The organism is Vibrio sp. E150_018 (assembly GCF_053544035.1).
Genome location: NZ_JBHGNY010000002.1, coordinates 247,670 through 260,700 on the forward strand (window position 1 = coordinate 247,670; position 13,031 = coordinate 260,700).

Sequence of the window (13,031 nt, forward strand, 5' to 3'; positions counted from 1 at the left end):
TATATTTATAAGGAAATCATTATGTCTTCAGAAGATGTAGTAAAAGAGCAAGTAGAACAAGCGACAAATATCGTTCCTGAAGCTGGTAAATGGTTAGAGGGTCATTCTGAACTTCTTATCCAATATGGTGTAAACATCATTTCCGCTATTCTTATTCTTTTTATCGGTAACATCATCGTTAAAATGATCAGTAACAGCGTATCTAAAGTTCTTGAAAAGAAAGACCTGGACCAAGCAGTTGTTCATTTCGTTGGTTCGTTAGTTCGTTATGTTCTATTCGTTATTGTTCTTATTGCTGCGCTAGGTAAAATTGGCGTACAAACAGCTTCTGTTGTAGCGGTTATAGGTGCGGCTGGTTTAGCGGTAGGTTTAGCTTTACAGGGCTCTCTTGCAAACTTTGCGGCAGGTGTATTGATTGTGGCATTCCGCCCATTTAAAGCAGGTGACTACGTTGAAATTGGTGGCGTTGCAGGGAGTGTTGAGTCTATCCAGATTTTTCAAACCGTATTAACTACTCCTGATAACAAAATGATTGTTGTTCCAAACGGCAGCGTTATTGGTGGTGCAATTGTAAACTACTCTCGTCATGCAACACGTCGTATTGATTATGTCATTGGTGTTTCTTATAAAGCGGATCTTAAGAAAACCAAAGAAGTTATTACAAAGGTATTAGAACAAGAGTCACGTTTATTGCAAACACCAGCACCCACTGTAGGTGTGGTTGCGTTAGCGGATTCATCAGTAAACTTCGTGGTACGTCCATGGGTTAAAACTGCAGAGTACTGGGATGTATATTTTGATTTACTACAAGCGATTAAAGAAGAGCTTGATGCAGAAGGTATCGAAATTCCATTCCCACAAATGAATGTACATTTAAACAAGCTAGAAGATTAATTTCAGCTTAGTGTAAATTATTGAAAAAAAGGCGCTTAGTGCGCCTTTTTTATTGGTAGAGTATTGTTCTACTAATCCTACTAATTATATGATCATTTTGCGTGCTAAAATCTCTGATAACTTCGTTATACTTTTCGTTTATAAGGTGTTGGTGGTAGAGCAACGATTTATCGAAAATTTATGCCTTGTTTTTAAAGTTTTTTTCTACGCAATTTCTGATCAACCAATTAATTTGGTTGGTATGAATTGAGTATATAACTAATTTCACATTTTAGAGGTTGTTATGAAAAGAGTAAGTACACGATTTCTTTCATTTATTACGCTTTGTTTGTCATGGCTGGTGGTGACGCCTGCTGCGATGGCTAATGATATTAATGTGCCAACGCTGTCGACAACTGGTTATGGGGAAGTGATAGCAAAGCCTGATATGGCTGAGTTTTCCGTTTCGATTCAATCGGATAGAAGCCAAGCAAAACAAGCTAAAGCAGCAGTAGATAAAGTGGTTGAAACCTTTATCTCTTCTTTAACAAAATCGGGTATAGCACGTAAATCGATAATGAGTGGCCATTTACGGTTGTCGCCTCAATATAACTACCCGAAAGATGGTAAACCTGTGCTCAATGGCTATCGAGCGGTACGCGACATTACTGTAACGGTAGAACAATTAGATAAATTAAATACTTATCTCGATCTGGCGCTACAAAGTGGGGTGAATAAAGTTAACAACATTAACCTTAAAGTGAAAGATGAAACTCAATATAAGCAACAAGCTCGCCAAGCAGCAATTGCAGATGCTAAGCAAAAAGCTCAACAGTTAGCCAAGGGATTTGATAGTGAGTTAAATGGTGTATGGTCGATTTTGTATCGTAGTAACTCGGTTCGTCCGGCTATGATGGCAAAAGCGGTGGCAATGGAATCTCGCTCTACAGATCAAGGTTATCAAGATGAGGAGATGATAATCAGCGATCAAGTGGATGTGGTTTTTAAATTGAAAAAATAATTGCTTTATAAAACTATAGATGAAAAAACAGCGACCATTATGTCGCTGTTTTTGTTTATATAAAAAACTTTACGTTATTTAAATTAATGTAAAATACGAGCGCGAATGGTGCCTTCTACCGCTTTCATTTTCTCTAATGCTTCTTCTGAGCGTTCCGCTTCAATATCGATTACTACATAACCCATCCCAGCGTTAGTTTGTAGATACTGCGCGGCGATGTTAATTTTGGCTTCTGCAAAAATGGTGTTAATTTGAGTCAGAATACCTGGACGGTTTTCGTGAATATGAAGTAGACGAGATGTGCCAATATGTTCTGGTAATGATACTTCTGGGAAGTTGACACAAGACAGCGTAGAGCCATTATCAGAATATTTAACTAGCTTTCCAGCGACTTCAATACCAATGTTTTCTTGAGCTTCTTGAGTTGAGCCACCAATGTGAGGAGTTAAAATCACATTATCAAATTTCATCAATGGTGATTCAAATGGGTCATTATTGGTTTTGGGCTCTACTGGGAACACGTCAATTGCCGCACCACTTAGGTGGCCAGATTCTAAAGCATCAGATAATGCAGGAATATCGACGACAGTTCCGCGAGCAGCGTTAATAAAGATCGCACCAGGTTTCATTTGTGCAAACTCATCCGCTCCCATCATTTCTTTCGTGCTCATAGTTTCTGGTACATGTAGAGAAATAATGTCTGATTTATTGAGCAATTCACTCATGGTTGAGACTTGAGTGGCATTACCAAGCGATAATTTGCTTTCAATATCGTAGTAATAAACATGCATACCCAAGTTTTCAGCAAGAATGCTCAATTGAGTACCGATGTGCCCATAACCGATAATACCAAGACGTTTTCCACGTGCTTCATAAGAAGCATCAGCACTTTTCTTCCAGATACCACGGTGAGCTAGTGCATTCTTTTCTGGAATACCACGAAGTAGCAGTAAAATCTGGCCTAGAACGAGTTCTGCAACACTACGAGTATTAGAGAATGGTGCATTAAATACAGGAATACCACGAGCTGCTGCGGCATTAAGGTTGACCTGATTGGTACCAATACAAAAACAACCTACAGCGACAAGTTTTTCTGCTGCATCAAATACTTCTTGTGTTAGTTGGGTACGAGAGCGCAGACCAATGAAGTGAACATCTTTTACCGCCTCAAGAAGCTCTTTTTCTGAAAGTGAGCCTTTGTGGTACTCAATGTTGGTGTAGCCAGCAGATTGTAGAACTTCTACAGATGATGGGTGAAGGCCTTCAAGAAGGAGAATTTTAATTTTATCTTTACCGAGAGAAACTTTAGTCATGTAACGTCGTCCTTAATAGATAATAATGATTCTGCGCATGCAATGGCATCACCACGTTTGGTGGTGAACTGGACATTCCTTGTGCGACTATTTAATTAAAATATCAAAAAAATGTGAGCTTGGGTAAGATTTTTAATGAATAAAGTATAAAAAAACGGCACTTTTAAGCACCGTTTTCTTATTGACTTTCAAAAAGAGAAAAATAGTTGATTATTCTTCGATTTTTGCACCTTCAGGTGTACCAGTAATCACCACATCTGCGCCACGGTGAGCAAATAAGCCAACTGTTACCACCCCTGCAATGCTATTAATTTTATCTTCTAATACTTTTGGATCGATAATCGATAGGTTATGAACATCTAAGATGATATTACCATTATCCGTTACGATGCCTTGGCGGTATTCAGGTGTACCACCGAGTTTCACTAGTTCACGAGCCACATAAGAGCGAGCCATTGGAATCACTTCAACTGGTAGTGGGAATTTGCCTAATACATCTACTGCTTTAGTACCATCAACAATACACACAAAAGTTTTCGACATTGCTGCGACAATTTTTTCACGGGTTAACGCTGCACCACCACCTTTGATCATATCTTTTTGTGCGTTGATTTCATCAGCACCATCGATATAAACGTCTAGACCATCCACTTCATTCGAATCGAATACGTGAATACCGAGTTCTTTTAGCCTTTCAGTTGAAGCAACAGAACTGGATACTGCCCCTTCAATTTCGTTTTTCATGGTCGCAAGCGCGTCAATAAAGTGATTAACAGTTGAACCGGTTCCCACGCCCACAATGGTATCTGGTTTTACGTATTTTAAAGCAGCCCAACCAGCGGCTTTTTTCATTTCATCTTGTGTCATGAGAACTCCTAAATAGATAAGTAATCGATTGCTTTTGAGTGTGTAGTTATCGATATTCCGTTTTAATTGGCGTGATTATAGCGACTTCTCTGTCTTTTCCCAATGCCAGATGTTATTTGGGGTCACAAATATTGGTAATGGGATATCCCAATGCTCTGCGGGAACTTGTTCTACTTGTTGGCAATCATGAGCTAAGCCGATCGGAAGAGGGCCGATTCCAGTATTAAACCATTGCTCTAGAGTGCGATCGTAATATCCTCCGCCCATTCCTAGGCGTTGTCCTGTATGGTCAAAGGCCACTAGTGGAGTAAAGATAATATCGATGTCTTTGATGAGGCAGATCTGAGTTTGATCGAGTTTAGGCTCGGTAATTCCATATTTATTATAAGTGATAGGGCTGTCAGCATGATAATTAAGGAAAAGTAAGTGGCCCTTAGAAAACGGGTGTAAAACAGGTAGAACGACTTTTTTACCTTGTTGCCATAACCACTCAATCACTGGCTTAGTATCTATTTCGCCATCAGAAGAAAGATAGATGGCGATATTGTTGGCATCATGGATAACGGGAAGTTGTTTTATTTGTTCCAGAAGTGCGATGCCAGCTGCAATTTGCTCATCAGAGGTTAAGTTAGTGCGTCGCTGACGAATCAGTTGTCGTAATTGTGAACGGGAAAGTTCAGATTGAATTGGATATTTCATAGTAAGGAATACCCCAAAGTGCCGTTGAGAATTGATGGACCTATGAACCAGCGAGTTCAAGGCGGATCCGCAATGAAAACCGTAGGCTTCTCGGTACGAGCCGAGCTTGCTCAATAGTTCTCAAATACCGATCCTGGGTTGTTGCTTATCGGCTCAGGGACTTAAATCCTCTGACAAACACTCCAGGGTAAATTTGGCTACGTTATTGAATGTAGAGTTTACGGATTCAATCGCGTTAGTTTTTGGCTAGCGCTTTGTCTAATGCTTTCGACAATTGCTCGATACGCTGTGCCATTTGCTGACTATCACTAAGTTCATTTTTTAATTCTTGAACTTCATAACAAGCATTTAAAGCTGCGATAATCAGTAGCTGTTCAATGTTGTGTACTTTAGTACGTTCAGTCATTTGGTTCAAGCGTCGGTTTAATTCATTAGCAGCAGCATGCAAGGCCTCTTCTTGTCCAGGTGGACAATTGACGCGAGTGAGTTTTCCTAATATTTCGACTTCCACTGGGGCGCACTCTTAATAGCTGATGAAAAAGTACAATCTCAAGATTAAAACCCTTGGTTAAGATTGTTCGACTGAGGGAGAAACTATAGGCTAAATTGCCTTACATGTTCAAGCATTTCAGACGCGTGGGCTTTTATTTTGCTGAATGTTGACCGATTCGCTTACAAAGTGAGTCATTTACTGAATTTTATTGATGTTGATGGCAGTTATTTGGGGATTAACATTTTCGGGCTTGGCTTTGAATTGATATACTCAAATAAAATTGACCAACCAAGTGAGACGATTCATGAGTAATATTCGCCTACCTGATTACAATCAAGCCTTAACAGAGCTGACTTCTGCTTCGTTATCGGTAACGCCGGCAGAACTACAGGGCTTAATTGCTGGAATGTTAAGTGGTGGTATTCCAACTGATAATGACAACTGGAAGACTATCTTGTTTGATTACACCAATGACGGAATGGGCTGGCCAATGAGTGCGGCGACATTAGCTGAAACGATTTACGCATTGTTGATGAAAGAGTTAAGTGGCACGAGCATGGAATTAACCATGTTGTTACCAAGTGATGATGAATTGCTTAATTATGCCGATACAGTTTCTGAATGGGTTAACCACTTTATTTCTGGTTTAGGTCTTGCCGGTTCAAGCTTAGCGAAATTATCAGCCGAAACCAAAGAAGCACTCACCGATCTAGAAGAGATTTCTAAGCTAGGAATTGATGAAGAGGATGATTTTTCTGAACAGGCGATTTTGTTAGAACAAGTGATTGAGCATGTCAAAGTATGTGTACTGACTATTCATGCCGATCTAGCAGTAAAACCTGTGGTTTCAACTGAGTCTAAAATCTTACATTAAGGTCACTTTATGAAGTGTTATGATATTGCAATTATTGGCGCTGGAATGGTTGGTGCAACATTAGCATTAGCAGCCGACCGTTTGTGTCATGGGCGATTGAGCATTGCTGTGATTGAAGCGCATCAAATGAATCAGCAGCAAGCACATCCAGGGTTTGATTCTCGCGCGATTGCATTATCTTATGGCACGGTAAGTATTTTACAACGGTTGAAATTGTGGCATCACTTTGAAGGTTTAGTCACCGCGATTACCGATATTGAAGTTTCCGATCGTGGACATCTTGGTCTTGCGGATATTACCGCAGAGAAAGAGAACGTAGATGCTTTAGGTTATGTGGTTGAGCTTGAGAATGTTGGTCGTATTTATCAGCAAGCATTGAGTGATTGTTCTGCAATTGACTATTTTTGTCCTGCGAAAGTTTCGAAAATCGAACGTACGCTTGAGAAAGTCACTGTCTCATTAAATGATGGGCAAATATTCGAGACTCGCTTGCTAGTGGCCGCCGATGGTGCACTATCAGAAAGCTGTCAACAACTTAATATTCCTTTACAAGAAATCGATTTTGAACAATTTGCTGTGATAGCGAATGTTTGTACAGAAAAACAGCCACAAGGTAGAGCATTTGAGCGCTTTACAGAAACTGGCCCGGTGGCTTTTTTACCTATGTCTCAAGGGCGAAGTTCAGTCGTATGGTGTATGCCAGAGACACGAGCACAACAGTTGATGCAGGCCGATGAAGCTACCTTAATGACTGCTTTACAACAAGATTTTGGTTGGCGTTTAGGTAAGATCACCAAAGTTGGCAAGCCAGCTTGTTATCCCTTGTTATTACGCTATCGTGACTCAGTAGTATCGCATCGTTTTGCCATTGTGGGGAATGCTGCGCAAACCTTACATCCAATTGCAGGTCAAGGCTTTAACTTGGGGATTCGTGATGTGATTAGCTTAGCAGAAGAGGTTTCGACTGCTTATCAATCGAATGGTGATATCGGTTGTTATTCTATGTTGTCTCGTTACCGACAGCGTCGTGAATGCGATCGTAACCAAACGATGTCATTAACAGCGAGCTTAGTACACTGCTTTTCAAACCATTGGCCGGCGATGCGTATCGGTCGTAACTTAGGGTTACTTGCTATCAATCATTTACCTTATATTAAGCAACCTATAGTCAAGCGTACTATGGGATTAGTGGAGCGATAACATGCAGAGTTTTGATATCACCATCGTTGGCGGTGGCATGGTAGGTCTAGCCTTAGCTGCTTCGTTTGCCGAAACTAATTTGCGTATCGCGGTTATCGAAGGGCAGGTGCCTGATGAATCATTGAATAATGCACCCGATACGCGAGTTTCCGCGTTGAGTCGCGCCAGTGAAAATTTCCTGAAAAATATTAAAGCTTGGGATGGCATCACTCATCGTCGAATTGCGCCTTATCATGCAATGGAAGTATGGGAAAAAGACAGCTTTGCTCGTTTAGAGTTTAAAGCCAATGATTTAGCTCAGTCTAACTTAGGACATATTGTTGAGAATCGAGTGATTCAATTAGCCTTGCTCGAGCGAGTCAAAAAGCTATCGAATGTCTCATTATTTATGCCAAATCGTTGCGCGACTATGGCTATCGGTGAAAGAGAAGCTTGGTTAACCCTCGACAATGGTGATTCTATTTCAAGTAAGTTGGTTGTAGGGGCTGATGGAGCGAATTCTTGGGTTAGAAACCACCAAGATATTCCATTAACGCATTGGGATTATGGTCATAGTGCGATTGTTGCGAATATTCGAACCTCAGAACCTCACCAAGGCGTTGCAAGACAAATCTTTACTCCAAAAGGACCAATCGCTTTCTTGCCGTTATCTGATCCTCATTTATGTTCGTTAGTTTGGTCTACCCACCCCAACCGTGCAGATACTTTACTTTCTCGTTCAGAGACAACGTTTAATCAGGTTTTGACTAGTGAGTTTGATACTCGACTAGGTCTGTGTAGTGTTGAAGGTGAGCGCCATGCTTTTCCGTTGAAAATGCGTTATGCACGCAACTTTGTGGTTGAGAGAGTTGCGTTAGTGGGGGATGCGGCGCACACCATACATCCACTAGCAGGCCAAGGAGTGAACTTAGGTTTTCTTGATGCGGCGAGCTTAGCGGAAGAGGTGTTGGCATTATGGCAGCAAGGAGAAGATTTTGGTCTACAGCGTAATTTGAGATCCTATGAACGCTGGCGTAAAGCAGAGGCTGCAAAAATGATCGCGGCAATGCAAGGCTTTAAAGATTTATTTGAAGGAGAAAACCCGGCTAAGAAGTTAGTCCGTGGGCTTGGAATGCAATTTATTGGTCAGTTGCCAGGAATGAAAGAAGAAATGATGAAAAGAGCCCTAGGTATTACCGGAAAATTACCAAGCTTAGCTCAAGCAAAATCTCCTCAACTGTAAATAACTTCCGTTGGAGTTAAATACACGACAGATAAACGAAAAAAGGTTGGCGATCAAAGCCAGCCTTTTTAAATTTTATTCATTTTGCCTTGCCTATAGCTTGTTTTATTCTTGCTGAAACTTGCACCTTGAAGTTACTTGGGTATAAGCACAGCGCATGCTGTTAATTTCTTGCAATGGCTCTTGGTGCATATTTATTAAATTAATCGCATACTAACAATCTTTATAGTCATTAAGGTCATTGTACTTATTGTATGAATCCATATTGTTAAATTTATATTTTTATGTGAAAAAGCATATAGCCATTAATTTTTAATGTTGTTTTAACCTGAAATGACAGTGTTTGCATCTATTGAAAAGGATGGATATTGATACTTTATTGTTTTAATTGATGATTTAGGCAAAAAAATGCCCACGAAAAAATAGCGTGGGCGAATAGTCACAGATGCATTATACAAAGTGGATATGGCTGGAAGAACCAGCACAACACTTTACTAGTCAATTCACTTAATCAAAGGATGTTATGAATTAACCTGCAAATAAATCATACATTAAAAAAATCATGATCAATATTTATTCAAAATAAATGATTAAAAATTTCTTATTTTGTTTTTTCTTGTGTGAGTAAGATCGATATTTAATGAATGTGAATGCAATAAATTGCAAGGATAAGCGATCAAGCTCTGCTTGGAAGGTTGATGATTGAATAGTTGATATAATTGGCGAAGCAGGGATTAGAGAGCCAAATAGGTGGATGTGCACTCTAACTAATTAGAGTGCATAATCTCTATTAATCTTCAAGTGAGTAAGGGAGTTTGCTAAAGCTTAATTGAGCATTTGGGAATGCTTCTAAACGAAACACAGTATCGACTTCTAAATTATTTGGCAGTACAGCGAGTGCGATTAATTTACCATCACTGAATTGATAGTAATTATTGAGCTGACCTGCACCTCGCCAGTTTTCACCTACTTGACGTTCTAATTTAAGGTTGTTGCTTAACTCTGAATGGAGTTCACCTTGCAGGCAGAATAATGCACGCTTATTAATGCCGCGATATTTAGCTCGAGCGACGGTTTCCTGACCGGTATAACAACCTTTTTGGAACGAAATACCACCGAGTGCTTGTAAGTTCATTGCTTGTGGAATGTGTTCGAGCTGTTCATGTTGGTCAATTCGCGGTAGGGCATCCGTCACATCGGCATAATCCCATAAACGTTCATCGGATAAAATAAGATCGCTATTTTTTTCAATAACTTGCTCAGCACTTTGCTTTGGTAGCATTAATAGCCATCGGTTGGTACTGATCGGCACCGCAGTCCCACATTCTAGTGAGATGACTTGTAAGTTATCTTGATCAATAGATTGGCCAGATAGTTGTGCGATAAATGAAGTCGCTTGGTGACCAATAAGACCGAGAAAAATATCAGTGCTTTGTTCGATGACTACTTTAGAAAAAATGGCGTATTTTTTTATTTCTATTAACTCTTTTTCGATAGCAGAAGCACGTTGAAACATGGCATAACCATCATTGTGATGGAATAAACGGAAAGTGCTGAGCATTTTTCCTTTAGCATCACAATGAGCACCTAGCGTTGATTGGCTTACTTCAAGCGATACCACATCACTAGTAATTTGTCCCTGAAGATAGTTTTTTTTGTCATCACCAGTCATGGTGATCGCACTCCAAGAGGCAAGGTGACAAAGGACTAAATCGGGAAAGGCTTGTGTTGATGCGAGAGGATAAGCGGTAAAAGTATCATTCCAATTCATCATAACGTCCTAGTTTATAGTTCATAAAGTTGTTCACTATGGTACTGGCGTAATTGATATTTGTCAGCATTTGTTGTGATTGTGATTGCTGCACTAGTTGCTAGACAGGTGAGCTGATAAACTTGACTAATATGCATTATGAGATGGAACCGTTATGTACACACCAGAACAAAAAGCACGTATAAAGTGGGCTTGCCGCCGTGGCATGCTAGAACTTGATGTAGTTATCATGCCTTTTTTTGAAGAATGTTTTGATGATTTAACTGAAGATGATCAAAAGTCATTTGTTTCTTTGCTTGAATGCGATGATCCCGATCTGTTTACTTGGATTATGGGGCATGGTCGTAGTGAGCATTTAGGTCACGCGAAACTTGTGGATCGAATCGTTGCCCACAATCTTAGTAAAGTGCGCTAAGCGCCATAATACAACGGCTGCTTTTTATTATCGTCACACCTATATCGCTCAAATTGGGTTTGTTGTCTTAAACAGCCTATCTATTTGGGCGATATCTGTTTCTACTCTTCCGCTCACCGCTTCAATCTTATTGATAATTTTATCTTTTTCTCTCCTCAATCAGTTTACTGTTCGTTTTGGTCACGAGGCTACTCCACCTGAATTATTTCATCCTTTAATACGAATAGATCGGCAGTTATCGGAATTTGGTCTGCAATTGCTTTTAAAAAATGGACAAGTGTTGCGGTTAATGCGTTACCAATTTGAGAATGATGAATATAAGAAATTAAATGTGGTATTGGATGAAGGGGAAAGTAACCTTTCAATTTGTCTTTTATCTCTTAAGAATCAAGATAAAAAATAGGCCTCTATTCTTGAAAAAGAGAGGCCAGAGGCTTGTTATTTACTTTGCTAATTAAAACAAAGGATTACTGGTTCGAAAGGTTTCAGGCTCTAGAATAGTTGGGCCGCTATTTTCTAACTGATCCGGATAATCCAAAGTGTAGTGTAAACCACGGCTTTCTTTACGTGCCATCGCACAGCGAACCATTAATTCAGCCACTTGTAATAAGTTACGTAGTTCCAGTAAATTATTGGATACTCTAAAGTAGCTATAGTATTCATGGGTTTCTTGTTGCAATAACTGTATACGACGTAAAGCTCGCTCAAGGCGCTTATCGGTTCGTACTATGCCCATGTAATCCCACATAAATAAACGTAATTCATGCCAGTTATGCTGCAAGATCACTTCTTCATCCGAGTTGGTTACCTGACTTTCATCCCAATATGGAAGTGTTGGTGGCAGATTTACTTTATCAAGGTTTGTGATAATGTCTTTGGCAGCAGACCAAGCATAAACCACGCACTCTAATAATGAGTTTGATGCCAGACGGTTAGCACCATGTAGACCGGTATAGGTCACTTCACCTACTGCATACAAGTTGGCTAAATCGGTTTGTCCTTGCTGATTAACCATCACACCTCCACAAGTGTAGTGGGCTGCAGGAACTATTGGAATTGGCTCTTTGGTCATATCAATGCCCAAATCGAGCAAACGCATATTGATAGTTGGGAAATGCTTTTCAATAAAGTCAGCAGGCTTATGACTGATATCTAAGTACATGCAATCCGCACCAAGACGTTTCATTTCATAGTCAATTGCACGAGCTACTATATCGCGTGGGGCGAGCTCACCTCTTTCATCAAAATCAGGCATAAAGCGACTGCCATCAGGGCGTTTTAAATAGGCACCTTCGCCACGCAATGCTTCAGTTAATAAGAAGTTGCGTGCTTCAGGGTGAAATAAGCAAGTAGGGTGGAATTGATTGAACTCTAAATTAGCAACACGACAACCTGAACGCCAAGCCATAGCAATGCCATCACCAGAAGAGACATCTGGGTTAGAAGTATATTGATAAACTTTTGAAGCGCCGCCGGTTGCTAATACTACAAATTTCGCTCTAACCGATTCCACGTGCTCTTGGTTTCGGTTCCAAATATAAGCGCCGACGACTTTTTTAGCGTCGCCGCCAATACGATCTTCGGTAATCAAATCTAAAGCGTTGTAGCGTTCTAAAAAATGGATGTTGGGGTGATTATTAACGTTATCTTGTAGATTGGTTTGCATTGCCATGCCGGTGGCATCTGCAGCATGTAGAATCCTACGATGACTATGGCCCCCCTCACGCGTTAAGTGGTGGCGAGGGTGCTCACTTTTATCACTTTCATCAAGATCAAATGGTACACCACCATCAATCAACCATTGCACACATTCTTTGGCGTTTTCAGTGATAAAGCTAACCGCATCTTTTTCACATATACCTGCACCAGCAATTAATGTGTCATTTATATGGGATTCGACACTATCTTCTTCATCGAATACCGCTGCGATACCACCCTGAGCATAATAGGTAGAGCCTTCATTTCGAGGACCTTTGCTTAATACAATTACCTTGCCATGAGGGGCAACTCTGAGTGCTAACGATAAACCAGCAGCACCACTACCAATGACTAGTACATCACATTGATGTTCACTATTTGTGTTCATAAGTTCGTTTCATTTCCTAAGCTAGTACCGAGAAATAGGGGTCGATACTTATTTGTATTCACTCAGCTGGCGCACAATGAGACTGCTCGCGCACTTGACGAAGCATTGAAATAAATCGTTATACTCAAGTGACTTTCTGGTGCTGAAACTCGCACCAGAAAGTCACTTGAGTATATAATATGCATAGATATTAAACT

General features: G+C 40.2%; 13 protein-coding genes and 1 other RNA gene. 7 read left to right on the plus strand and 7 right to left on the minus strand.

Annotation, left to right across the window (positions count from 1 at the left end; translation table 11 throughout):
* Window positions 1–21 precede the first annotated feature (21 nt).
* Window positions 22–894 carry a small-conductance mechanosensitive channel MscS gene (gene mscS / locus ACE3G9_RS03840; protein ID WP_449218509.1) on the plus strand — a complete coding sequence of 291 codons (873 nt, stop codon included), beginning with the start codon at window positions 22–24 and terminating at the stop codon, window positions 892–894.
* A gap of 283 nt (window positions 895–1,177) precedes the next feature.
* Window positions 1,178–1,894 carry an oxidative stress defense protein gene (locus tag ACE3G9_RS03845; RefSeq protein WP_449218510.1) on the plus strand — a complete coding sequence of 239 codons (717 nt, stop codon included), beginning with the start codon at window positions 1,178–1,180 and terminating at the stop codon, window positions 1,892–1,894.
* A gap of 83 nt (window positions 1,895–1,977) precedes the next feature.
* Here ACE3G9_RS03845 and serA read toward each other — a convergent pair whose 3' ends face one another.
* The 5 genes from serA to zapA form a co-directional block, all read right to left on the minus strand.
* Complete coding sequence (serA, locus tag ACE3G9_RS03850) at window positions 1,978–3,207, minus strand: phosphoglycerate dehydrogenase (RefSeq protein WP_449218511.1); 1,230 nt, start codon at window positions 3,205–3,207, stop codon at window positions 1,978–1,980.
* Window positions 3,208–3,417: 210 nt separating this feature from the next.
* Entirely contained in the window at window positions 3,418–4,074 is a 657-nt protein-coding gene (gene rpiA, locus ACE3G9_RS03855) for a ribose-5-phosphate isomerase RpiA (RefSeq protein ID WP_449218512.1), read from the minus strand.
* A gap of 75 nt (window positions 4,075–4,149) precedes the next feature.
* Window positions 4,150–4,773: a 5-formyltetrahydrofolate cyclo-ligase gene (locus ACE3G9_RS03860; protein WP_417881269.1), complete on the minus strand. Its 624-nt coding sequence runs from the start codon at window positions 4,771–4,773 to the stop codon at window positions 4,150–4,152.
* A 6-nt stretch (window positions 4,774–4,779) separates the two neighbouring features.
* A non-coding RNA gene (ssrS, locus tag ACE3G9_RS03865) (6S RNA) lies at window positions 4,780–4,965 on the minus strand.
* Window positions 4,966–5,008: 43 nt separating this feature from the next.
* Window positions 5,009–5,284, minus strand: a complete 276-nt coding sequence (zapA, locus tag ACE3G9_RS03870; protein ID WP_417881268.1) for a cell division protein ZapA — start codon at window positions 5,282–5,284, stop codon at window positions 5,009–5,011.
* A gap of 286 nt (window positions 5,285–5,570) precedes the next feature.
* Here zapA and ACE3G9_RS03875 point away from each other — a divergent pair, with 286 nt between their 5' ends.
* Genes ACE3G9_RS03875 through ACE3G9_RS03885 form a run of 3 tightly spaced genes read left to right on the plus strand, consistent with a single transcriptional unit; the run spans window position 5,571 to window position 8,562 of the window.
* The gene (locus ACE3G9_RS03875) at window positions 5,571–6,140 is read left to right on the plus strand and encodes a YecA/YgfB family protein (protein ID WP_417881267.1); all 570 of its coding nucleotides are present in this window, start codon (window positions 5,571–5,573) and stop codon (window positions 6,138–6,140) included.
* Between the two features lie 9 nt (window positions 6,141–6,149).
* On the plus strand, window positions 6,150–7,340 hold the full coding sequence (gene ubiH, locus ACE3G9_RS03880) for a 2-octaprenyl-6-methoxyphenyl hydroxylase (RefSeq protein ID WP_417881266.1): 1,191 nt from the start codon (window positions 6,150–6,152) through the stop codon (window positions 7,338–7,340).
* 1 nt (window position 7,341) lies between these two features.
* Window positions 7,342–8,562: an FAD-dependent 2-octaprenylphenol hydroxylase gene (locus ACE3G9_RS03885; RefSeq protein ID WP_449218513.1), complete on the plus strand. Its 1,221-nt coding sequence runs from the start codon at window positions 7,342–7,344 to the stop codon at window positions 8,560–8,562.
* A 790-nt stretch (window positions 8,563–9,352) separates the two neighbouring features.
* On the opposite strand, the gene ygfZ is transcribed toward ACE3G9_RS03885, so the two are convergent.
* On the minus strand, window positions 9,353–10,333 hold the full coding sequence (gene ygfZ, locus ACE3G9_RS03890; protein WP_449218514.1) for a tRNA-modifying protein YgfZ: 981 nt from the start codon (window positions 10,331–10,333) through the stop codon (window positions 9,353–9,355).
* Window positions 10,334–10,487: 154 nt separating this feature from the next.
* On the opposite strand from ygfZ, the gene ACE3G9_RS03895 reads away from it, so the two are divergent.
* Together ACE3G9_RS03895 and ACE3G9_RS03900 are read left to right on the plus strand one after the other, a co-directional pair.
* Window positions 10,488–10,748, plus strand: coding sequence for an FAD assembly factor SdhE (locus ACE3G9_RS03895; protein WP_027697662.1), 261 nt, complete (start codon window positions 10,488–10,490; stop codon window positions 10,746–10,748).
* On the plus strand, window positions 10,720–11,151 hold the full coding sequence (locus ACE3G9_RS03900) for a hypothetical protein (protein ID WP_417881263.1): 432 nt from the start codon (window positions 10,720–10,722) through the stop codon (window positions 11,149–11,151). Before ACE3G9_RS03895 ends, ACE3G9_RS03900 begins: the two co-directional genes overlap by 29 nt.
* Before the next feature lie 51 nt (window positions 11,152–11,202).
* On the opposite strand, the gene nadB is transcribed toward ACE3G9_RS03900, so the two are convergent.
* Complete coding sequence (gene nadB / locus ACE3G9_RS03905) at window positions 11,203–12,834, minus strand: L-aspartate oxidase (RefSeq protein WP_417881262.1); 1,632 nt, start codon at window positions 12,832–12,834, stop codon at window positions 11,203–11,205.
* Window positions 12,835–13,031 lie beyond the last annotated feature (197 nt).

What these genes read in the sequence shown, in the direction of transcription:
- mscS (WP_449218509.1), top strand. Translation starts at nt 22, where the DNA reads ATGTCTTCAGAAGATGTAGTAAAAGAGCAAGTAGAACAAGCGACAAAT.
- ACE3G9_RS03845 (WP_449218510.1), top strand. Translation starts at nt 1,178, where the DNA reads ATGAAAAGAGTAAGTACACGATTTCTTTCATTTATTACGCTTTGTTTG.
- serA (WP_449218511.1), bottom strand. Translation starts at nt 3,207, where the DNA reads ATGACTAAAGTTTCTCTCGGTAAAGATAAAATTAAAATTCTCCTTCTT.
- rpiA (WP_449218512.1), bottom strand. Translation starts at nt 4,074, where the DNA reads ATGACACAAGATGAAATGAAAAAAGCCGCTGGTTGGGCTGCTTTAAAA.
- ACE3G9_RS03860 (WP_417881269.1), bottom strand. Translation starts at nt 4,773, where the DNA reads ATGAAATATCCAATTCAATCTGAACTTTCCCGTTCACAATTACGACAA.
- ACE3G9_RS03875 (WP_417881267.1), top strand. Translation starts at nt 5,571, where the DNA reads ATGAGTAATATTCGCCTACCTGATTACAATCAAGCCTTAACAGAGCTG.
- ubiH (WP_417881266.1), top strand. Translation starts at nt 6,150, where the DNA reads ATGAAGTGTTATGATATTGCAATTATTGGCGCTGGAATGGTTGGTGCA.
- ACE3G9_RS03885 (WP_449218513.1), top strand. Translation starts at nt 7,342, where the DNA reads ATGCAGAGTTTTGATATCACCATCGTTGGCGGTGGCATGGTAGGTCTA.
- ygfZ (WP_449218514.1), bottom strand. Translation starts at nt 10,333, where the DNA reads ATGAATTGGAATGATACTTTTACCGCTTATCCTCTCGCATCAACACAA.
- ACE3G9_RS03895 (WP_027697662.1), top strand. Translation starts at nt 10,488, where the DNA reads ATGTACACACCAGAACAAAAAGCACGTATAAAGTGGGCTTGCCGCCGT.
- nadB (WP_417881262.1), bottom strand. Translation starts at nt 12,834, where the DNA reads ATGAACACAAATAGTGAACATCAATGTGATGTACTAGTCATTGGTAGT.